14 protein-coding genes are annotated in these 22,300 nt (G+C 61.2%); 12 read left to right on the top strand and 2 right to left on the bottom strand.

Annotation, left to right across the window (positions count from 1 at the left end; all coding sequences use genetic code 11):
• Positions 1 to 8: 8 nt before the first annotated feature.
• Complete coding sequence (locus tag AD668_RS09575) at positions 9 to 7,562, bottom strand: type I polyketide synthase (RefSeq protein WP_053157550.1); 7,554 nt, start codon at positions 7,560 to 7,562, stop codon at positions 9 to 11.
• Positions 7,563 to 7,926: 364 nt separating this feature from the next.
• On the opposite strand from AD668_RS09575, the gene AD668_RS09570 reads away from it, so the two are divergent.
• Positions 7,927 to 9,492, top strand: a complete 1,566-nt coding sequence (locus tag AD668_RS09570; RefSeq protein WP_053157548.1) for a PAS domain-containing methyl-accepting chemotaxis protein — start codon at positions 7,927 to 7,929, stop codon at positions 9,490 to 9,492.
• 187 nt (positions 9,493 to 9,679) lie between these two features.
• Here the strand turns inward: AD668_RS09570 and AD668_RS09565 are convergent, their stop codons facing one another.
• The gene (locus AD668_RS09565) at positions 9,680 to 10,354 is read right to left on the bottom strand and encodes an alpha/beta fold hydrolase (RefSeq protein WP_053157545.1); all 675 of its coding nucleotides are present in this window, start codon (positions 10,352 to 10,354) and stop codon (positions 9,680 to 9,682) included.
• A gap of 86 nt (positions 10,355 to 10,440) precedes the next feature.
• Between AD668_RS09565 and ccoN (AD668_RS09560) the strand changes: the two genes are divergently transcribed.
• The 11 genes from ccoN (AD668_RS09560) (at position 10,441) to AD668_RS09510 (ending at position 22,293) form a co-directional block, all read left to right on the top strand.
• Complete coding sequence (ccoN, locus tag AD668_RS09560) at positions 10,441 to 11,865, top strand: cytochrome-c oxidase, cbb3-type subunit I (RefSeq protein ID WP_053157542.1); 1,425 nt, start codon at positions 10,441 to 10,443, stop codon at positions 11,863 to 11,865.
• A gap of 10 nt (positions 11,866 to 11,875) precedes the next feature.
• Entirely contained in the window at positions 11,876 to 12,484 is a 609-nt protein-coding gene (ccoO, locus tag AD668_RS09555; protein ID WP_053157539.1) for a cytochrome-c oxidase, cbb3-type subunit II, read from the top strand.
• Between the two features lie 3 nt (positions 12,485 to 12,487).
• Positions 12,488 to 12,685, top strand: coding sequence for a cbb3-type cytochrome c oxidase subunit 3 (locus tag AD668_RS09550; protein ID WP_053157536.1), 198 nt, complete (start codon positions 12,488 to 12,490; stop codon positions 12,683 to 12,685).
• Positions 12,682 to 13,635: a cytochrome-c oxidase, cbb3-type subunit III gene (gene ccoP / locus AD668_RS09545; protein ID WP_053157533.1), complete on the top strand. Its 954-nt coding sequence runs from the start codon at positions 12,682 to 12,684 to the stop codon at positions 13,633 to 13,635. The genes AD668_RS09550 and ccoP (AD668_RS09545) overlap by 4 nt, the downstream gene beginning before the upstream one ends.
• A gap of 481 nt (positions 13,636 to 14,116) precedes the next feature.
• Complete coding sequence (gene ccoN / locus AD668_RS09540; protein WP_053157530.1) at positions 14,117 to 15,559, top strand: cytochrome-c oxidase, cbb3-type subunit I; 1,443 nt, start codon at positions 14,117 to 14,119, stop codon at positions 15,557 to 15,559.
• On the top strand, positions 15,559 to 16,167 hold the full coding sequence (gene ccoO / locus AD668_RS09535) for a cytochrome-c oxidase, cbb3-type subunit II (protein ID WP_009042961.1): 609 nt from the start codon (positions 15,559 to 15,561) through the stop codon (positions 16,165 to 16,167). Before ccoN (AD668_RS09540) ends, ccoO (AD668_RS09535) begins: the two co-directional genes overlap by 1 nt.
• A 5-nt stretch (positions 16,168 to 16,172) precedes the next feature.
• Complete coding sequence (locus AD668_RS09530) at positions 16,173 to 16,358, top strand: CcoQ/FixQ family Cbb3-type cytochrome c oxidase assembly chaperone (protein ID WP_003175465.1); 186 nt, start codon at positions 16,173 to 16,175, stop codon at positions 16,356 to 16,358.
• Entirely contained in the window at positions 16,355 to 17,338 is a 984-nt protein-coding gene (gene ccoP / locus AD668_RS09525) for a cytochrome-c oxidase, cbb3-type subunit III (protein ID WP_053157527.1), read from the top strand. Before AD668_RS09530 ends, ccoP (AD668_RS09525) begins: the two co-directional genes overlap by 4 nt.
• Before the next feature lie 427 nt (positions 17,339 to 17,765).
• Entirely contained in the window at positions 17,766 to 19,181 is a 1,416-nt protein-coding gene (gene ccoG, locus AD668_RS09520; protein WP_053157524.1) for a cytochrome c oxidase accessory protein CcoG, read from the top strand.
• 11 nt (positions 19,182 to 19,192) lie between these two features.
• Positions 19,193 to 19,732: a FixH family protein gene (locus AD668_RS09515; RefSeq protein WP_053157521.1), complete on the top strand. Its 540-nt coding sequence runs from the start codon at positions 19,193 to 19,195 to the stop codon at positions 19,730 to 19,732.
• 110 nt (positions 19,733 to 19,842) lie between these two features.
• Positions 19,843 to 22,293 (top strand): heavy metal translocating P-type ATPase, encoded by a 2,451-nt coding sequence (locus tag AD668_RS09510; protein ID WP_053157518.1) that lies wholly within the window; start codon positions 19,843 to 19,845, stop codon positions 22,291 to 22,293.
• Positions 22,294 to 22,300: the final 7 nt, after the last annotated feature.

The raw sequence follows: 22,300 nt of genomic DNA, 5'->3' as shown, positions 1-22,300 counted from the left end.
GTCAGTGGTCAATTGATCAAACGGGAAAATTGGGTATCGGGACTGCTCGCGCCAGAACCGACTTGCGTCAATTCTACTTCGGACAGCTCGACGCCATGGCGCGCCAGAGAGTCAGCGGTCCGCGCCTGCAAACTGTCCTCGGCATCCTGGCTGCCACGCAGCAACTCAAGAATACGTATGGTCAGCTTGGCAATGCTCGAGGTTTCGCTCAGCTCCATGACCGGCAGGCGAATACCGAAACGTTCCTCGACCGCGACCACCAGCTCCACGCTCATCAGCGAATCGAGCCCCAGCTCCTGAAGCGGGCGACTGCTGTCGAGCTTGCTGGCAGGGATGCGCAGGATCTCGCTGATTTCCTGCTTGAGCATTTCAGCAAACAGCTCGGTGAGCTCCTCGTCGTTCATTTCCAGAAGCAGGCGCTGGATATCATCGACATTGCTCTCCTCCTCCTGCTCACCACTGTGCAGGCGCGCCAGCTCAATGAACTTCGGCGATCCGGCTGCCGGCAGGAATCGCGACAGCGCTTTCCAGTCGAGCTCCAGCACACCGAGCCCGGAGCGTTTTTGCAGCAGCAGGTTTTCCAGGGTGTCGAGGGCCGCTTGCGACTGCAGGGCCGCACCGCCCATGCGACTTTGCAGGGCATCCTTGATGTCCTGGTTTCGAGCGAGGAAACCGGCATCGTCAATGGCGCCCCACAGCACCGCAGTGGCCGGCAAGCCTTGCAACAGGCGGTGACGGGCCAGCGCTTCGAGCCAGTGGTTGGCCGCTACATAGTTGGCCTGCCCCGGGTTGCCGAACAGAGTGGTCGCCGAAGAAAACAGCACGAACAAGTCCAGCGGCAGATGCGCGGTCAGTTCATGCAGCAATTGCGCGCCCTTGGCTTTGGGTTCGAGCACCCGTTGCAACTGGGCTTGCGTAAGGTTGCGAATCAAACCGTCATCGAACACCGTGGCCGCATGCACAACGCCCCGCAGCGGTGCCGTTGAAGCTTCAAGGCTCGACAGCACGCTGCGCAATTGCGCGATATCGGTAATGTCGCAAGCCAGCGCCTGAACCGCGATGCCCTGCTCACGCCAGGCCGCCAACGCCGGTTGCGCCTCCTCGGTCGCCGCGCCCCGACGACCCAGCAACGCCAGGTGACGAGCCCCCTTGTCCACCAGCCATTGCGCGGTACGCAGGCCAAAGCCACTGAGCCCGCCGGTGACCAGATAGGTGCCGTCGACCGACAGTTGCAAGGTTTGCGCCTGCGCCACCGGAGCGCTGAACACCTGCTGGATTGGCGTGCGGTAGGTCACGACGATCTTGCCGATCTGTCGCGCCTGCTGCATGTAGCGGAACGACTCGACGACATCGTTGGCGTCGAACTCACGATACGGCAGCGGGCTGAGGATGCCATCGCGGAACAACTGCATCATGTCGCCAAACAGGCGACGGGTCAGTGCCGGGCGCTCGCTCATCAACTGGTCGGCATCGATGCCGAAGTAGCTGATGTTGTTGCGGAACGGCCGCAGACCGATTTTGGTGTTCTGGTAGAAATCGCGCTTGCCCAGTTCAAGGAATCGCCCGAACGGCTTGAGCACTTGCAGGTTGCGGTTGATCGCCTCGCCTGCCAACGAATTGAGCACCACGTCGACGCCACGGCCAGCGGTAATGGCGAGGATCTCGTCGGCAAACGCCAGTGATCGCGAATCGAACACATGCTCGACGCCGAGCAAGCGCAGGAAATCGCGTTTTTCGTCGCTGCCGGCGGTGGCGTAGATCTCGGCCCCGCACCATTTGGCGATCTGGATCGCGGCGATCCCGACGCCACCGGCAGCGCCGTGAATCAGGATTTTCTCGCCCGGTTCCAGGCGCGCCAGGTAATGCAGCGCGTAGTACACGGTGAAGAAGGTGCTAGGGATGGTCGCGGCCGCTTCGAAGGACATGCCCTCAGGGATCCGCGCCACCGCGTTGGCATTGGTCACCAGGCGGTTGGCGAAGCTCGACGGGCCGAAGCCTACCACCCGGTCACCCGGCTGGAAGTCACCTTCTACCTGCAGGCCCTTGCCACGCACGACACCGGCAAACTCGAAGCCCAGGGTCGGGCCGGAAAAACCGTTTTCGATGGCTTCATCCGACAGCAAACCCAACGCATACATGACGTCGCGGAAGTTGAGGCCGGTGGCCTGGACTTCGATGTCCAGCTCATCGCCCGCCGGCACCAACGCGTCGTGGGCTTCCCAACGCAGGTTGCGCAACTGGCCCGGCAGTTCGAAGCCAAGGCTGACCTGGGTCGGAGCCTGTTGACCGGCTGTGCGGTCCAGTTGATCCGGGCGCACCCGCAAACGGGCAACGTATCGATCACCCTCCGCGCTGATCGCCAGTTCGGTTTCTTCATCGGCATTGAGCAGCGCCGGCAGCAACGCTTCGACACCCGCCCCTTCAGCCAGGTCCAACAGACGAACGCGGCAGCCCACGGCCTCGTTGGCCAGCGTGCGGCCAAAACCCCACAACGCCGCATCGGCCAGGGTCGACACATTACCGGGCACTTGCGACGACACAGGCAGCAGGTGCACCGCCGCCCCGCGCGTCAACAACCAGCAGTCAGGGCTCACGCCCGCCTGTTCGCAAGCCTGGGTCAATCCTGCGGCGAGCATGCAACGCTCAGCCTGGCCATCCAGCCCTTGGGTGCCGAATAAACCACTGAGCAGTAACAGGTGCCGCGGTGCTGGCCCGGCGCTCAATTGCAGGGCCATGTCCTGTGCCGAAGCCGGCGCCAGCCAGTCAACGCTTTGCCCCTGATCGCGCAGGGCCAGGGTCAGTTGTTGTGCGAAAGCGTTTTCCGCGCCTTGCTGATCAGCCACCAGCAACCAGTGTTGAACGGGCAATGGTTGCGGATCGAATGCCACCACGCCTTCGGTCGTGCCCATCAGCACATAACTGCCGCTGGACATGGCTGGCATAAACTCCAGTACATCGTCGACGCTCAAGCCGTGACGACGCAGTTCCTGCTGCCAGAATCCCGGACGCTGTTGCACCGACAGGCTCCGTTGCCCTTCGCCGGTCAGCCACCATGAAGGTTGCGCGCCGAACACGAAGTCCGCCCAGCGCGCCGGGTGCTGTGCCAGCAGCATCAACTGCCCACCGGCCGACATGCGCACAGCCGCGTGGCCCAGGCTCTTGCTGATCGATTCCAGCGGCGCCAGGTCCGCGGCGACCAAGACCAGGTCAAAGCCGCTGGCAGGCACGGTCGGCAGCTGTTCGGCATCCGCCAGGCTGAGCAATTGCAGGTCCGGGAACTCGCCTTGCAGCAGGCTTGCCGGGTCCAGGTCGTCAGCGCTGTATTGGTAATCGACACGGTCGAAGTCCAGCTGTGCGCACAGTTGCGCAGCGAAGGGTGCACCACCGAAACCGAGCTCGAGAATTCGCAAGCGTTGCCCCGCCGGCAGCACGGCCAGACGTTGCTCGATGTGCTGTCTGATGCCGTCCAGCAAGGCGTGATAACCGCTGGCACCCAGGACCTGACGGGACAATTGGGCTGGCGAGGTTTCGCGCGGCAGCAACGTTTCAATCTGCTGGGCACCGCTGAGCAGGTCCAACAGGTGGATACCGATTCGCCCCACCGAGTGAATAATCTGGAAATGCTCGGGATAGCTGCGGAACAGTTCCTGCCAGATGTCCTGGGCGCTCGGACGCTCACCCTGATCGGCCACCTGCCAGGTGCCACCGCTGGCCATCAGGCTACCGTCGTCCACTGCCTGTTCCAGCAGGTGATCCAGATACCCCGAGTACCCCTGCGCCTGGGTTTGCCATGTCGCCCGCTGGGCAAGGCTCAGCTGACCACCCAGGGACTCGATGGCTTCCAGCACAAAGCTGCCACACAGGCTGTCCAGCAGCGGTTCGACTTCCTGGCTGTAGCGCTGCTGTGTCGGCTCATCAGCCACCGATGCCAGGCTCTGAACCAAGGTGTGATGCAAGGCCGGGGGTTTGAACGGCAACCCACGGGCGGCATTGGGATAAGGTTTGGCGATGCCGGCGAAATCCGCCAGCTTCAGGTCGCCACTGCGATCCTTGTGCAATTTGACCGCACGGAAACGCGCGTCCTTGATGCACACCACGGCGCGCCCTTGGGCGTCGTACAGGGTGAAGTCGGCCAACAGGGAATGTTCCGACCGGCGCACCAGGCGCACTTTCGCCAGGCAGGGTGGCAGGCTTGCGGCGGCAAAATTGATCCGACCCAGTTTTACCGGGATAAACGCCAGGCCATTACGCGCCTTGGGGTCTGCGCTCAGCAACTGCGTGATCAGCTGGAACGCACTGTCCAGCAACGCCGGATGCAGGTGCAAGGTTGCCAGTTCGGACGCAATCACCTGGGGAGCGCTGAGCTGCGCCAGCACCTGGTCACCGTCGATCCAGCCGGCTTCGATGGCCTGATAGGCCGGGCCGTAGTTAAGGCCAACCGCACAGGTCAGTTGCAAATGTTGCGCGCGATTGAAATCCGGGGCGCGAGTGGGCAGTGCCGGTGCCTGTTCGTTCAGCAGGACACCACGCGCCTCGCCCGGCAAACGGGCAACCACGTGTCGCGCCCACGGTTCTTCCTGGGCCGTGCTGCGCGACACAATGGAGACGGTGCCATCGCTGCTGTCGATCTGCACACGCACGCGCTTGCTCGACTCGGCATGCAGCACCAACGGATTGTGGATTTCCAGTTCTTCGATGTCGACGTACTGACCCGGCTGGTAGCACTGCGCCGCCGCCAGGACCAGTTCAGTGAAACCGGCCCCCGGGAACAGCACCGCATCGCCGACCTTGTGGTCATCCAGCGACGCAAACAGTTGTGTATCGAGACGGTTTTCCCAGGTCAGCTCATGCCCCGGAACGGCATGACCGAGCAGCGGATGCTGCCGCTCAAGGTAAAGCGCCCGGCTCGACTCCGGCGTGTCGCCATGCCAGTGCCGCTCGCGCTGCCATGCGTAGTTGGGCAAGCGCACGAACTGCCCGGTGCTCGGGAACAGGCACGACAGATCAGTCTCGACGCCACTGATCAGCACCTTGGCCACCGCACGGGTGACCCGCTGTGGGGCGTCGTCATTGCGCATCAGTGTGGTAATCGCCACGCCCTCTTGACCCTGTGCGGCCAAGGCATCGCTGACATAGCTGCGCAGGACCGGATGCGGACCGACCTCGACAAAGACGTTGTAGCCCTGTTCGCACAGGGTTTCGCTGGCGGACTGGAACAACACCGGGAAACGGATGTTCTGCCACCAGTATTCGGCGTCCAGACGTTTTCCATCCAGCAAGCCACCGGTGACTGTGGAATACAAAGGGATCTGGCCGCTGCGTGGAACGATGTCGCGCAACGCCTCGACCACCTGTTCGCCGATCATGTTCATCGCCGGCGAGTGGAAGGCGTAGTCCAGGGCAAGGCGACGAACAAATACCTGACGTTCGCTCAGCACCTGCTCAAGACGCTCCAGGCCACTGACAGAACCGGCCACGGTCGCGCCCTTGAAGCTGTTTTCGCCAGCCAGGACCACATCGTCAAGGCCCAACTCCTGGAGCAGATTCGCGGTGTCGCTGCCCGACAAGCCAACGGCGGACATTTGTCCATAACCGGCCGTGAGCCCCTGCAAGCGACTGCGGTGGTAGATCACCCGGGTCGCGTCAACCAGGGTCAAGGCACCGCACGCCCAGGCGGCGGCGACTTCGCCAACGCTATGGCCCATCACGACCTGCGGCACCACTCCCTGGCTGGCCAGCATGCGGGTGACACCGACTTGCAGCGCGAACAGGGCCGGCTGGGCTATTTCGGTCAAATGATACCGGTCCTGCCCGTTTTCACCCGCCAGTTCGGCAATCAGCGAGTAGCCGGACAATGGCTGGAACACCGCATCGATTTCAGCGACGGCGGCATGGAACACCGGGTCCGCGAGCAACCCTTTGCCCATCCCTTGCCATTGCGACCCATTGCCGGAGAAAACAAACACCGGCCCCTTGGCCTGATCCAGCGCCCGACCGCTTTCCACCACGGAGCTCAGGGCCGAGACGGCCGGGTCCAGGGCGAAATCCAGCAGCGCCTGGGCGCTGTGCTGGAGGTCGCTGTCGACCACCACCACACGTTGCGGATGCAGGTCACGACGCATCATCACCTGATACGCAACGTCATACAGGCTGGAAGCCGGGTTGTCGTTGAGGTGATGCGCGATGCTTTGCGCCATCGCCGCCAGCCCACCGCCGTCTTTGGCCGTGACCATCAATGGCACCGCCGCAGGCGTGGTCACGACCGCGCACGGCGCAGCGTCCGGTGTGTGGCTTTGCAGGATGACGTGGGCGTTGGCGCCGCCAAACCCGAACGAATTGACCCCGACCACCAGCGTGCCATTGGGCTTGAGCGCATGGTTGCGGGTGGCCACATTGAGGTTCAGGTCGGCGAAAGGAATGCGCGGATTGAGGTTCTTGATACCGATAGTGGCCGGCACCTGGCGTTCGGTAACGCAGTACAGCGCTTTCATCAAGCCGGCCACCCCGGAGGCAGCCTCCAGGTGACCGATGTTGCTTTTGACCGAGCCGATCAGCAACGGCTTGTCAGCCCCGCGAACCTGGCCCAACGCCAGGCCGATGGCCCGGCTTTCAATGGGATCGCCCACCGGCGTGCCTGTGCCGTGGGCTTCCAGGTAATCGATGTCGGCCGGCGAAATGCCGGCGCTGGCGTAGGCCTGAGTCATCAACGCTGCCTGGGCATCGGCACTTGGCACGGTAAGCCCGGACTTGCGTCCATCGGTATTGACCGCGCTGCCCGCCACGACCGCCAGGATCTGGTTGCCGTCCGCTACCGCCTTGTCGTAATCCTTGAGATAGAACAGCCCGGCGCCTTCGGATCGCACATAACCGTCACCGGCTTCGTCGAAGACGTTACAGCGCCCTTTGCGCGACAGCATCGATGCCTTCGAGAAGATCAGAAAGCCGAACGGGTGCAGGTGCAGGCTGATACCGCCGGCCAGTGCCTGGTCGATATCTCCGCTTTGTATGGCCTGGCAAGCCTGGTGGAACGCGACCAATGACGATGAACAGGCGGTATCGACCGCCATGCTCGGACCGTGCAGGTCATAAAAGTACGACAGACGATTGGCCGCGATGCTGAACGTGTTACCCGTGGCTGTCGAGGCATCGACCAGTGACAGGTCATGGGCTAGGCGATAGGCATAGTCGGTGCTGGCAATGCCCAGGTACACGCCGCAATTGCTGCCGCGCACACTCGATGGCTTGACCCCGGCGTTCTCGAACACTTCCCAGCCCAGCTCCAGTAACAGACGCTGTTGGGGGTCCATGATCGCCGCTTCACGGGGGGAAATACTGAAGAAGCCTGCATCGAAGGTGGAAATATCACCCAACGTGCCAGCCGCCAGCGTGTAGGTCGTACCGGGGTTGGCCTTGTCGGGATGAAAAAACGCTTCATGGGACCAGCGGGACGGGTCGACCTGGGTGATGAAATCATGCCCTTCCAGCAGGTTCTGCCAGAAAGTTGCGGAAGTGGAGCCAGGAAAACGGAACGAAGCCCCAATAATTGCAACTTTCTTACGCATGACATCTCCACCTTTTTATATTCTCAGCGCAACCGCCATCACCTCGTGCGATAGCTGCGTCGAGCGCTTTCGTGCGCTCAACAAAACGTTGAGAGGCTTGCTGAATTCTGTTGGGTAGTAACTCTGTATTTATTGTTAGGAGCACTTTTTACCCGGCATCGGCCTAATCGTTTCAGGCCCGGCGCGGGGCGCAAAATCATACGCTGAGCGCCCCGTTAGGGAAACCCTTACAAAGCGTTACATTGCGACCCGTCGTCGTAATGTTGAACATTGTTTCCCGACTGCCGTCCGACGAAAAAAAATAAATTCAACAAACGGGCACCGCGGCCGACAACCCGTCAAAGCCTTGCGGATTGAACAAGTCATGCGTAACAACCAGCCCATTACACAACGTGAACGGACCTTCCCGGCTCAGCAACGGTTGATTTCCACCACCGATGCCAAGGGCGTGATTACTTACTGCAACGACGATTTCGTCGAAATCAGCGGGTTTTCCCGGGAAGAACTCATCCGTGCGCCGCATAACCTGGTGCGTCACCCCGACGTTCCGGCTGCGGTCTTCGCGCATATGTGGGCCACACTCAAGCAAGGCTTGCCATGGATGGGCATTGTCAAGAACCGCTGCAAGACCGGTGACCACTATTGGGTCAATGCCTATGTCACGCCGGTCTTCGATGGCAATCAGGTGATCGGTTACGAGTCGGTGCGGGTCAAGCCCACCGCCGAACAGATCCGCCGTGCCGAGGCGCTATACCAACGCATCAACCAGGGCAAGTCGGCCATTCCCTCCTCGGATAAATGGCTGCCGGTTCTCCAGGACTGGCTGCCGTTCATTCTGGTCAGCCAACTGAGCTTCATGATCGGCGCGACACTGAACTCCCAATGGGGCTTCGCTCTGGCTGCCGGCCTCTCGGTGCCGCTGGGCCTGATGGGGCTGAGCTGGCAACAGCGCGGCCTCAAGCGTTTGTTGCGCCTGGCCGAGCAGACCACCTCTGACCCGCTGATCGCGCAGATGTATACCGACAGTCGCGGCGCCCAGGCGCGCCTGGAGATGTCGATCCTCAGCCAGGAAGCACGCCTGAAAACCTGCCTGACCCGCCTGCAGGACACCGCTGAGCACCTGACCGATCAGGCCAAACAATCCGACGCCCTGGCCCACAAGAGCTCCAGCGGCCTGGAACGCCAACGCGTCGAAACCGAGCAGGTGGCGACCGCCGTCAACCAGATGGCCGCCACCACCCAGGAAGTCGCCAGCCATGTGCAGCGCACCGCCGATGCCACTCAGGAAGCCAATCGCCTGACCAGTCGTGGTCGTGACATCGCCGGGGAAACCCGCGAAGCCATCCAGCGCCTGTCGGTGGTGGTGGGTGAAACCGGTCAGACCGTGACTCAACTGGCCAAGGACAGCAACGAAATCGGTGGCGTGGTCGATGTGATCAAAGGCATCGCCGACCAGACCAACCTGCTGGCACTGAACGCGGCCATCGAAGCGGCCCGTGCCGGCGAGATGGGGCGCGGTTTTGCGGTAGTGGCCGACGAAGTCCGCCAACTGGCGCAACGCACCAGCGAATCCACCGGGCAGATTCATGCGCTGATCGCCAAGCTGCAACAAACCGCCGGCACCGCCGTGCAAACCATGGAAGCCGGGCATCGTCAGGCCGAAGAAGGTGTGGCACGGGTGCTGGAAGCGGATCAGGCGCTGGTGGGGATCAGCGAAGCGGTGGCCAACATCACCGACATGACCACCCAGATCGCGGCTGCGACCGAAGAGCAGAGCGCCGTGGCAGAGGAGATCAGCCGCAACATCAGCAATATTTCGGAACTGGCGGACCAGACCTCGGAACAGGCGCAGAATTCGGCGCTGTTGAGCGAGGAACTGACGAAGACGGCCAATACCCAATATTCGCTGGTGGAGCGGTTTAACCGCTAGGCCTTGATACCGCCATCGCTGGCAAGCCAGCTCCTACAGAGACCGCAATCCCTTGTAGGAGCTGGCTTGCCAGCGATGAGGCCCTGACTGCTGGCGAAAACTTTACTGAATAAACACCGCGACTTCCCCCGCCACTGACCAAAACACGATACTGCCTGGAAGGCCGCCTTCACTGGCAAGCCAGCTCCTACAGAAACGCTGCAACCTTCTGCGCCGCAGCCGCCAAATGCTGCACATGACTAAACCCGGAAACCTTCAACGGTTTCAAATCATGATCCCCCGCCACCAGCCAGAACACCTCAATACTCGGCGATAACGCATAACCCTCGACCGCCTCGCGATTACCCAGTGCATCCCTTTCACCCTGCACGATCAACGTGCGGGTTTTCAAAGAAGCCAAATGCTCCACCCGCGGCTTCTCCGGCTTGCCCACGGCATAAAACGGATAACCCAGGCACACCAGCGCATCCGCCCCCAATTCATCCGCCAGCAAACTGGCCATCCGCCCGCCCATGGACTTGCCACCAATGGCCAGCGGCCCAGTGACATGGCGTCGCACCACGGCATACACCTCACGCCAGCACTCCAGCAGTTTCGGAGCCGGGTTCGGCGGGCGTTTACTGCCGTCGATACGTCGCTGCACCATGTAGGGAAACTCGAAGCGCAATACGTTCACGCCTTGCGCGGCGAGGCGTGCAGCCATGTCGGTCATCCAGTCGCTGTCCATCGGTGCGCCGGCGCCATGGGCAAGAACCAGCGTTGCCGAAGCCTTGCCGGCAGCGGCATTCCACAGCCATCCATGATCCCGCACGCACTGCGCCCATTGATCCCCGTCAATACTGGCCTTGTGCTCTTTGTCCATGCTTGCCTCGCTTTTAGTCTGCCTATAACTCCAGGCGAAGGACGCGCCGCTTGCGCTCACTTCGGCTGAACCGTGGATGGGGAACCATGAACACTTCTATCAGTACCGCCTACAACTACAAGGTGGTCCGCCAATTCGCCATTATGACGGTGGTGTGGGGCATCGTCGGCATGGGGCTCGGGGTTTTTCTCGCGGCCCAGTTGGTCTGGCCCGAACTCAACTTCAATTTGCCATGGACCAGCTTTGGCCGCTTGCGCCCGCTGCACACCAACGCGGTGATCTTCGCCTTTGGCGGCTGCGCGTTGTTCGCCAGCTCGTTCTATTCGGTACAACGCACCTGCCAGACACAATTGTTCGCGCCGAAAATCGCCGCGTTCTGCTTCTGGGGCTGGCAACTGGTGATTCTGCTGGCGGCCATCAGCCTGCCGCTGGGTTACACCAGCTCCAAGGAATACGCCGAACTGGAATGGCCGATCGACATCCTGATCACCATCGTCTGGGTCGCCTACGCCATCGTGTTCTTCGGCACGATCATGCAGCGCAAGACCAAGCACATTTATGTGGGTAACTGGTTCTTCGGCGCGTTCATCGTCACCGTGGCGATCCTGCACATCGTCAACAACATGGAACTGCCCGTCAGCTTCACCAAGTCCTACTCGCTCTACTCCGGCGCCACCGACGCGATGGTGCAGTGGTGGTACGGGCACAACGCCGTGGGCTTTTTCCTCACCGCCGGTTTCCTCGGGATGATGTACTACTTCGTGCCGAAACAGGCCGAGCGTCCGGTGTATTCCTATCGCCTGTCGATTGTGCACTTCTGGGCCTTGATCACCCTGTACATCTGGGCAGGCCCCCATCACTTGCACTACACCGCACTGCCGGACTGGGCGCAGTCGCTGGGCATGGTGATGTCGCTGGTTCTGCTGGCACCGAGCTGGGGCGGAATGATCAACGGCATGATGACCCTGTCGGGCGCGTGGCATAAGTTGCGCAGCGACCCGATCCTGCGTTTCCTCGTGGTGTCGCTGGCGTTCTACGGCATGTCGACCTTCGAAGGGCCGATGATGGCGATCAAGACGGTCAACGCCCTCTCCCACTACACCGACTGGACCATCGGCCACGTACACGCCGGCGCGCTCGGCTGGGTGGCGATGATTTCCATCGGCGCGCTGTACCACATGATCCCGAAAGTCTTCGGCCGCGAGCAGATGCACAGCATCGGCCTGATCAACGCGCACTTCTGGCTCGCCACCATCGGCACCGTTCTGTACATCGCCTCGATGTGGGTCAACGGCATCGCCCAGGGCCTGATGTGGCGTGCAGTGAACGAGGACGGCACGCTGACCTACTCCTTCGTCGAGACATTGGTGGCCAGCCACCCTGGCTTCGTCGTGCGGTTGGTGGGCGGCGCGATCTTCCTCAGCGGCATGTTCCTGATGGCCTACAACACCTGGCGCACCGTGCGGGCCTCGCAGCCTGCCGACGTCGCCGCTGCCGCGCAGATGGCCTGAGGAGTCCGCCATGAAACACGAAACTATCGAAAAAAACGTCGGCCTGTTACTGCTGCTGATGATCCTGGCCGTGAGCATTGGCGGCCTGACACAGATCGTCCCGCTGTTCTTTCAGGACGTCACCAATAAGCCGGTGGAAGGCATGAAGCCCTACACCGCATTGCAACTGGAAGGCCGCGACATCTATATCCGCGAAGGCTGCGTTGGTTGTCACTCGCAGATGATCCGGCCGTTTCGCGCCGAGACCGAGCGCTACGGCCACTACTCGGTAGCCGGCGAAAGCGTCTGGGATCACCCGTTCCTGTGGGGCTCGAAACGTACCGGCCCGGACCTGGCCCGCGTTGGCGCGCGTTACTCCGACGACTGGCACCGCGCCCACTTGTACAACCCGCGCAACGTCGTGCCCGAGTCGAAGATGCCAGCCTACCCGTGGCTGGTGTCAAACCCGGTCGACAGCAGTCACACCGAAACCAAGATCAAGGCCATGCGTACTTTGGGCGTGCCGTACACCGACGAAGACATCGCCGGCGCCACCGCGTCGCTCAAGGGCAAGAGCGAAATGGACGCACTGGTCGCCTATCTGCAAGTGCTCGGCACTGCCATCAAGAGCAAGAGGTGAGCCATGGTCGTTGAATTGAGCACTGGAATGATTCGCGGCCTCGGCACTGTCGTGGTGTTCGTGGCCTTCATCGGCCTGACCCTGTGGGTGTTCAACGGCAAGCGCGCCCCGGATTTCGCCGAAGCGCGCCTGCTGCCCTTCGCCGATGAGCCGCAAGCCGACATCAATGAAGAATCTGCAACAAGGAGTACTCGGTCATGACCACCTTCTGGAGTACGTGGATCTGCGTACTGACCATCGGCAGCCTGATCGGCCTGACCTGGCTGCTGCTCAGCACCCGCAAGGGCGAAACCAAGGGCAGTGTCGACCAGACCATGGGCCATAGCTTCGACGGCATCGAGGAGTACGACAACCCGTTGCCGCAATGGTGGTTCATGTTGTTCGTGGGCACGCTGGTGTTTGCCGTCGGTTATCTGATCCTTTATCCGGGCCTGGGCAACTGGAAAGGCATCCTGCCCGGCTATGAAAATGGCTGGACCGGCGTGCACGAGTGGGAAAAGGAAATGGACAAGGCTGACGCCAAGTTCGGGCCGATCTTCGCCAAATTTTCTGCGATGCCCCTGGAAGAAGTCGCGAAAGACCCGCAAGCGTTGAAAATGGGTGGACGCCTGTTCGCCTCCAACTGTTCGGTGTGCCACGGCTCGGATGCCAAAGGTGCGTTCGGCTTCCCCAACCTGACTGACAACGACTGGCGCTGGGGCGGTCATCCGGAAACCATCAAGGCCACCATTCTGGGCGGGCGGATGGCCGCCATGCCGGCCTGGGGTGAGATCCTCGGTGAAGGTGGCGTGAAGAACGTTGCAGCCTACGTTCGCCATGACCTGGCCGGCCTGCCGCTGCCCGCCGGCAGTACGGCCGACCTGCAAGCAGGCCAGCAAGCGTTCAACACTACGTGCGTGGCGTGTCATGGAGCCAAGGGCCAGGGTACGGAAGCGATGGGCGCGCCGAACCTGACGCACCCGGCCGGTTTCATCTACGGCACCAGCCTGACGCAGCTTGAGCAAACGATTCGCCATGGCCGCCAAGGCCATATGCCGGCGCAGAATGAAATGCTCGGCAACGACAAAGTGCAGTTGCTGGCTGCGTATGTGTACAGCTTGTCTCACGCTCCGCGTTCCGAGCATTTGCTGGCCGAGGACACAGGCGAGTAAATCCGGACCGCTCTACTGCCGCATTCATCCGGATGCGGCAGCCTCCCCTCCCTTTGCGACGCATTGTCGCACCCTCATTGCTTCTTCCTTTCGGTTCACCGGATTCGGGTCTAAGCTTGCTCCGATGCGGACCGGCAAGCACCGGTTCCAGGTCGACCTTAACCGATGTGTTCGCCGTTTCTGCCCGATGACAGGCTGCAAAGGCCGGGAATACCGGCTGTCGCGCCAATTGCCTTCGGTCACCCGGTCGTTGCGTTTGAACACACCCCGTTACATGTGACCTGAACCCCTCGCCTTTTTCCTCCGCGAAGACATTTTGCCCGTGGGCAATTTTGTCCTTACGCGGTGCATGGAAAGGCCGCAGAATCAGCATTTGAAAGCATTGACCCACGTCATGGCGCGTTGCAATGACCCCCTGCTTTCTCCATACTTGCGGCCGATTTTTAATCCTAATAAAACACCCAAACCGTGGAACCTTAGAATGAGCACAGCAATCAGTCCGACTGCTTATAACTATAAGGTAGTCCGCCAGTTCGCCATCATGACGGTGGTCTGGGGGATCCTTGGCATGGGGCTCGGTGTCTTCATCGCCTCGCAACTGGTCTGGCCGGAGTTGAATTTCGGTCTGCCGTGGACGAGCTTTGGACGCCTGCGCCCGTTGCACACCAACCTGGTGATTTTCGCCTTCGGTGGATGTGCACTGTTTGCCACTTCTTATTACGTCGTGCAGCGAACCTGCCAAACGCGACTGATTTCCGACAGCCTCGCGGCCTTCACCTTCTGGGGATGGCAAGCGGTGATCGTCGGTGCTGGTATCTCCTTGCCGCTTGGTTACACCACCAGCAAGGAATACGCCGAACTGGAATGGCCCCTGGCTATCCTGCTGGCCATTGTCTGGGTTACCTACGCTTTGGTGTTCTTCGGCACCATCGTCAAGCGCAAGACCAAGCACATCTATGTCGGTAACTGGTTCTACGGTGCCTTCATCCTCGTGACTGCGATGCTGCACATCGTCAACCACATGTCGCTGCCGGTCAGCCTGTTCAAGTCCTACTCGGCCTACGCCGGTGCGACTGACGCGATGATCCAGTGGTGGTACGGCCACAACGCCGTAGGTTTCTTCCTGACCACGGGCTTCCTGGGGATGATGTACTACTTCGTGCCGAAACAGGCCGAGCGTCCAATCTATTCCTATCGCCTGTCGATCGTGCACTTCTGGGCGCTGATCACCCTGTACATCTGGGCCGGTCCGCACCACCTGCACTACACCGCCTTGCCGGACTGGGCACAATCGCTGGGCATGGCGATGTCGATCATCCTGCTGGCTCCGAGCTGGGGCGGCATGATCAACGGCATGATGACCCTGTCGGGCGCCTGGCATAAGCTGCGCACCGACCCGATCCTGCGCTTCCTGGTGGTATCCCTGGCGTTCTACGGCATGTCGACCTTCGAAGGTCCGATGATGGCGATCAAGACCGTGAACTCCCTGTCGCACTACACCGACTGGACCATCGGCCACGTACACGCCGGCGCCTTGGGCTGGGTGGCGATGATTTCCATCGGTGCGGTCTACCACATGATCCCGAAACTGTTCGGTCGCGCGCAAATGCACAGCACCGGCCTGATCAACACTCACTTCTGGCTCGCGACCATCGGTACCGTGCTCTACATCGCTTCGATGTGGGTCAACGGCATTACCCAGGGCCTGATGTGGCGTGCAATCAACGATGACGGCACCCTCACCTACTCGTTCGTAGAAGCGCTGCAAGCCAGCCACCCGGGCTTCATCGTCCGCGCCTTGGGCGGTGCATTCTTCGCCACCGGCATGCTGTTCATGGCCTACAACGTATTCCGTACCGTACGCGCCTCGAACCCGGCTGAAGCCAAAGCCGCCGAACAGATTGCCGTAGTTGGAGCTCACTGATGAAGCATGAAGCAGTCGAGAAGAATATTGGCCTGCTGGCCTTCTTCATGGTCATCGCCGTCAGCATCGGCGGCCTGACCCAGATCGTTCCGCTGTTTTTCCAGGATGTCACCAACAAGCCGGTCGAAGGCATGAAGCCTCGCACCGCCCTTGAACTGGAAGGCCGGGACGTTTACATCGCCAACGGTTGTGTCGGCTGCCACTCGCAGATGATCCGTCCGTTCCGTGCTGAAACCGAACGCTACGGTCACTACTCGGTCGCCGGTGAAAGCGTCTGGGACCACCCGTTCCTGTGGGGTTCCAAGCGTACCGGTCCGGACCTGGCCCGTGTCGGCGGTCGTTACTCCGATGACTGGCAGCGTGCGCACTTGTACAACCCGCGCAACGTAGTGCCTGAGTCGAAAATGCCGGCCTACCCGTTCCTCGTGGAAAACAAGCTCGACGGCAAAGACACCGCCAAGAAAATGGAAGTCTTGCGCACGCTCGGCGTTCCTTACACCGACGAAGACATCGCCGGTGCCAAGGATGCTGTGAAGGGCAAAACCGAAATGGACGCGCTGGTGGCCTATCTGCAAGGCCTGGGCACCATCATCAAAAGCAAACGGTGATCTAAATGGATATCGGGATGATTCGTGGCCTGGGCACCGTCGTTGTGATGGTCGCCTTCATCGGTCTGGCGTTGTGGGTATTCAGCCCCAAGCGCAAGTCGGAGTTCGAAGACGCGACCTTGCTGCCTTTCGCGGATGATCCCGAAGCCATCAAGCACGTCGAGCAAGCTTCTAGGAGTAACAAAGAATGACTAAATTCTGGAGTCTGTACGTCACAGTCCTCAGTCTCGGTACGATCTTTTCCCTGACCTGGCTGCTGCTGTCGACCCGCAAGGGCCAGCGCACCGAGCAGACGGATCAGACGGTTGGGCACTCCTTCGACGGGATCGAGGAGTACGACAACCCGCTGCCGAAATGGTGGTTCATGCTGTTCGTGGGCACCATCATCTTCGCTTTGGGCTACCTGGCGCTGTATCCGGGCTTGGGCAACTGGAAGGGCCTGCTTCCGGGTTACAACTACCTGGATAACGAAAAGCAGACTGCGTTCGCCAACGGCCAGACCGGCTGGACTGGCGTTCATGAGTGGGAAAAGGAAATGGCCAAATCGGACGCCAAGTTCGGTCCGATCTTCGCCAAATTCGCGGCCATGCCAATCGAAGAAGTGGCCAAGGACCCGCAAGCCTTGAAGATGGGTGGCCGTCTGTTCGCCTCCAACTGCTCGGTCTGCCACGGTTCCGACGCCAAGGGCGCCTATGGCTTCCCTAACCTGACCGACGCCGACTGGCGTTGGGGCGGCGAGCCGGAAACCATCAAGACCACCATCATGGGTGGCCGTCACGCGGTCATGCCGGCGTGGGCTGAAGTGATCGGCGAGCAAGGCGTTGCCGACGTGGCCGCGTTTGTCCTGACCAACCTCGACGGCCGCAAGCTGCCGGAAGGCGCCAAGGCCGATCCGGTTGCCGGCCAGAAGCTGTTCGCCGCCAACTGCGTGGCATGTCACGGCCCGCAAGGCAAAGGCACTCCGGCCATGGGCGCACCTGACCTGACTCACCCGGGCGCGTTCATCTACGGTTCGAGCTTCGCTCAACTGCAGCAGACCATCCGTTACGGCCGTCAGGGCCAGATGCCTGCGCAAGAAGCCATGCAGGGTAACGACAAGGTTCACCTGTTGGCCGCTTACGTCTACAGCCTGTCTCACGGCGAGAAGGCTCCGGCGGAAGATGCCCAGTAAGGCAAACGCTTGAGGCAACACAAGACGGCCCTGCCAATGTGAATTGGCGGGGCCGTTTTTGTTTCACACGAGTCGCCCCCTGTAGGAGCTGCCGAAGGCTGCGATCTTTTGATTTTTTAAACAAGAATTGCCGCGAGATTTTCAGCTAACAAGAACGAAAGATCGCAGCCTTCGGCAGCTCCTACAGGGAAACCAGAGTTACGCAATGAAACAGGATTGAACCTGACACATCGAAAACTCGTCCATAATTCCCAAGTCAATTGATTCAAGTCATTACACCATCAGTTGATTTTGCCAAACGTGACCAAAGGTCGCACCCGCGAGCTAGAGCGACAGGCGTATCATTGCGCCATTGCGACACCCCTTTTTGACCGCGGTTGGCACGTACTGGCCGGGGCAATTTTTCCACTGCCGTGGGATGCAACTGATGAGCAACCAGATTCCGGTACACGACGTCACTCCACCCGCCAAGAACGCGAACAACAGCGTCGACCTCTACGCCTCACGGGAAAAAATCTACACCCGCGCCTTCACCGGCCTGTTCCGCAACCTGCGGATGACCGGCGGTGCCGTGCTGTTCCTGCTGTATTTCGGTACCGTCTGGTTGAACTGGGGTGGTCATCAAGCCGTCTGGTGGAACCTGCCGGAGCGCAAGTTCTTCATCTTCGGAGCGACCTTCTGGCCCCAGGACTTCATCCTGCTGTCCGGGATGCTGATCATCGCCGCCTTCGGCCTGTTCTTCATCACCGTATACGCCGGGCGCGTCTGGTGCGGCTATACCTGCCCGCAAAGCGTGTGGACCTGGATTTTCATGTGGTGCGAAAAAGTCACCGAAGGCGACCGCAACCAGCGCATCAAGCTCGACAAGGCGCCCATGAGCGCCAACAAGTTGCTGCGCAAGTTCAGCAAACACACGATGTGGCTGTTGATTGGCTTCGTGACCGGCATGACCTTCGTCGGCTATTTCTCGCCGATACGCGAACTGGTCATCGATTTCTTCACCGGCCAGGCCGATGGCTGGTCCTATTTCTGGGTCGGTTTTTTCACCCTCGCCACCTACGGCAACGCCGGCTGGCTGCGCGAGCAGGTGTGCATTTACATGTGTCCGTACGCACGTTTCCAGAGCGTGATGTTCGACAAGGACACCCTGATCGTTTCCTACGACCCGCGCCGTGGCGAAAGCCGTGGCCCGCGCAAGAAAGGTATCGACTACAAGGCTCAGGGACTGGGTGATTGCATCGACTGCACCATGTGCGTACAGGTCTGCCCGACCGGTATCGATATCCGCGACGGGCTGCAAATCGAGTGCATCGGTTGCGCCGCCTGCATCGATGCCTGCGACGCGATCATGGACAAGATGGAGTACCCGCGCGGCCTCATCAGCTACACCACCGAACACAACCTGTCCGGGCAGAAAACCCATAAGCTGCGTCCACGCCTGATCGGCTACGCCGTGGTGTTGCTGGCGATGATCAGTTTGCTGGTGACCGCCTTCTTCATGCGTTCGCTGGTAGGTTTCGACGTCAGCAAGGACCGCGTGCTGTACCGCGAGAACGCCGAAGGCCGGATCGAAAACGTCTACAGCCTGAAGATCATGAACAAGGACCAGCGTGACCACACCTACATCCTCGAAGCCTCTGGCCTGCCGGATCTCAAGATGCAGGGTCGACGCGAGATCAAGGTCGCGGCCGGCGATATCGTCAGCCAGCCTGCCGAACTGTCCGTCGCACCGGAAAAACTGCCGTCGAGCACCAACGAGGTGAAATTCATCCTCAAGGATGCCGATGACGACAGCGTCCATATTGAAGCCAAGAGCCGATTCATCGGCCCACAAAATCGTTAAGAGAACTGATCATGCCCGCAGCAAACGCCGCAAGTCCCTGGTACAAGCACCTCTGGCCGTGGATCATCATCGGGATCCTGGCCTGCTCGGTGACCCTGACCTTGTCCATGGTGACCATTGCAGTGAAGAACCCGGACAACCTGGTCAACGACAACTATTACGAAGCCGGCAAAGGCATCAACCGCTCCCTGGACCGCGAACTGCTGGCCCAGACGCTGCTCATGCGTGCCAGCGTCCACCTGGATGACGTGACCGGCGAAGTCGACCTGCGCCTGAGCGGCAACAGCCAGCCCAAGACCCTGGAGCTCAACCTGATCTCGCCGACGCAACCGGAAAAGGATCGCAAGATCACCCTGACCCGCAGCGAAACCGAACAGGGTCGCTACATCGGTCAGTTGAGCGACAAGATCGAAGGCCGTCGCTTTGTCGAATTGCTCGGCACTCAGGACGACCATATCTGGCGCATGTTCGAAGAAGAACTCGTCAGCCATGACAAGGACTTGCTGCTCGGTGACGAGCCGCTGCAAGGTGCCGAAGACCTGAAGAAGTAAAGCCGCGCTTCGCGCATCGCCGGCAAGCCGGCTCCTACAGAATCACGCGAACTCTGTAGGAGCCGGCTTGCCGGCGATGAGGCCCTCCTGAACGATGTAGACTCCACTTCATGACCTCCCCACTCCACTGCTACCACTGCGCCCTGCCCGTCCCGGCCGGCAGCCGCTTCACCGCCGTCGTGTTCGGGCAGGCCCGCGAATTCTGCTGCCCGGGATGCCAGGCCGTGGCCGAAGCCATTGTCGCCGGCGGCCTGGAAAGCTATTACCAGCACCGCAGTGAAGCCTCGGCCAACCCCGAGGCCTTGCCGGTGCAACTGGTGGACGAACTGGCGCTGTACGACCGTGCCGACGTGCAACAGCCCTTTGTCCGCCATGAAGGCGAACTGGCTGAAACCACATTGCTGATGGAAGGCATCAGTTGCGCCGCCTGCGGCTGGCTGATCGAGAAGCACTTGCGCACCTTGCCGGCTGTCGCCGAAGCACGCTTGAACCTGTCCAACCATCGTCTGCATGTACGCTGGACCGACGCGCAACTGCCCCTGAGCCAGATCCTCAGCGAGCTGCGTCACATCGGTTACGCCGCCCACCCCTATCAAGCCGACCGCGCCAGTGAACAACTGGCCAGCGAAAACCGCCTGGCCCTGCGCCAACTCGGGGTGGCCGGGCTGTTGTGGTTCCAGGCGATGATGGCGACCATGGCCACCTGGCCGGAATTCAACATCGACCTCAGCCCCGAACTGCACACGATCCTGCGCTGGGTGGCGCTGTTCCTCACCACGCCGATCGTGTTCTACAGCTGCGCGCCGTTCTTCAAGGGCGCCATGCGGGACTTGCGCACCCGTCACCTGACCATGGACGTTTCGGTGTCGCTGGCCATCGGCAGCGCGTACATCGCCGGGATCTGGACCTCGATCACCGGTGTCGGTGAACTGTACTTCGACGCCGTGGGCATGTTTGCGCTGTTCCTGCTGGCCGGGCGTTATCTGGAACGACGCGCCCGCGAACGCACTGCCGCTGCTACGGCTCAGCTGGTGAATTTGCTGCCCGCCTCGTGCCTGAGGTTAAGCACCGACGGCCAGAGCGAGCGCATTCTGCTCAGCGAACTGCGCGTGGGTGATCAGGTGCTGGTGCATCCGGGCGCCATTCTCCCGGCCGACGGCAAAATCATCGACGGCCAATCCAGCGTCGACGAGTCACTGCTGACCGGCGAGTATCTCCCGCAACCTCGTACCCTGGGCGATACGGTCACCGCCGGCACCCTGAACGTCGAAGGCGCACTGACGGTCGAGGTCCAGGCGCTCGGCCAGGACACTCGGCTCTCGGCTATCGTCCGCTTGCTGGATCGCGCCCAGGCGGAAAAACCGCGACTGGCGGAAATCGCCGATCGCGCCGCGCAATGGTTCCTGTTGTTATCGCTGATTGCCGCCGCGGCCATTGGTCTGCTGTGGTGGGAGCTGGATGCTTCGCGGGCGTTCTGGATCGTGCTGGCCATGCTGGTGGCGACATGCCCCTGTGCGCTGTCGCTGGCCACGCCGACCGCCCTCACCGCAGCGACCGGAACCCTGCACAAACTCGGTTTGTTGCTGACTCGCGGCCATGTGCTCGAAGGCTTGAACCAGATCGACACGGTAATATTCGACAAGACCGGCACCCTCACCGAAGGACGCCTGGCATTGCGCGCCATCCGGCCGCTCGGCGCACTCGACAGCGATCAATGCCTGAGCCTCGCAGCCGCGCTGGAGAACCGCTCCGAACACCCGATTGCCCGAGCGTTTGGTCGCGCACCGCTGGCCGCCGAAGAAGTCCACAGCACGCCGGGGCTCGGCCTCGAAGGTCTGGTTGGCGGTCAACGCCTGCGCATTGGTCATCCGGGCTTCGTCTGCGCACTCAGCAGCGCTGAACAACCCTTGATGCCGGACGAAGCCGGTCAATGGCTGCTGCTCGGCGACAACCACGGACCGCTGGCCTGGTTCGTACTCGATGACCGCTTGCGCGCCGACGCCCCTGCCCTGCTGGCGGCCTGCAAAGCACGAGGCTGGCGCACACTGTTGCTGTCTGGCGACAGCTCGCCAATGGTCGCCAGTGTCGCGGCAGAGCTCGGCATCGACGAAGCCCGGGGCGGACTGCGCCCGGACGACAAGCTGCAAGTCCTGCAACAGCTGCACAAGGAAGGCCGCAAGGTGCTGATGCTCGGCGACGGGGTCAACGATGTACCGGTGTTGGCCGCCGCCGACATCAGCGTCGCCATGGGTTCGGCGACCGACCTTGCAAAAACCAGTGCCGACGCCGTGTTGCTGTCCAACCGCCTCGATGCATTGGTACAAGCCTTCAGCCTGGCGCGTCGCACCCATCGGGTCATCATCGAGAACCTTCTTTGGGCCGCGTTGTACAATGGCCTCATGTTGCCGTTCGCGGCCCTCGGCTGGATCACGCCAGTGTGGGCGGCGGTCGGCATGTCCATCAGTTCGTTGACCGTGGTATTGAACGCCCTGCGCCTGACTCGCCTGCCGAGTGTGCCGGTTATCCATGCCACGCCAGAAACCCGCCCGTTGCCGGCCTGAGCCGCAC

Source organism: Pseudomonas sp. P1.8, assembly GCF_001269805.1.
Lineage (GTDB): Bacteria > Pseudomonadota > Gammaproteobacteria > Pseudomonadales > Pseudomonadaceae > Aquipseudomonas.
Note: the sequence above shows the minus strand (reverse complement) of the source record. Positions and strands in the feature narration are given on the sequence as shown.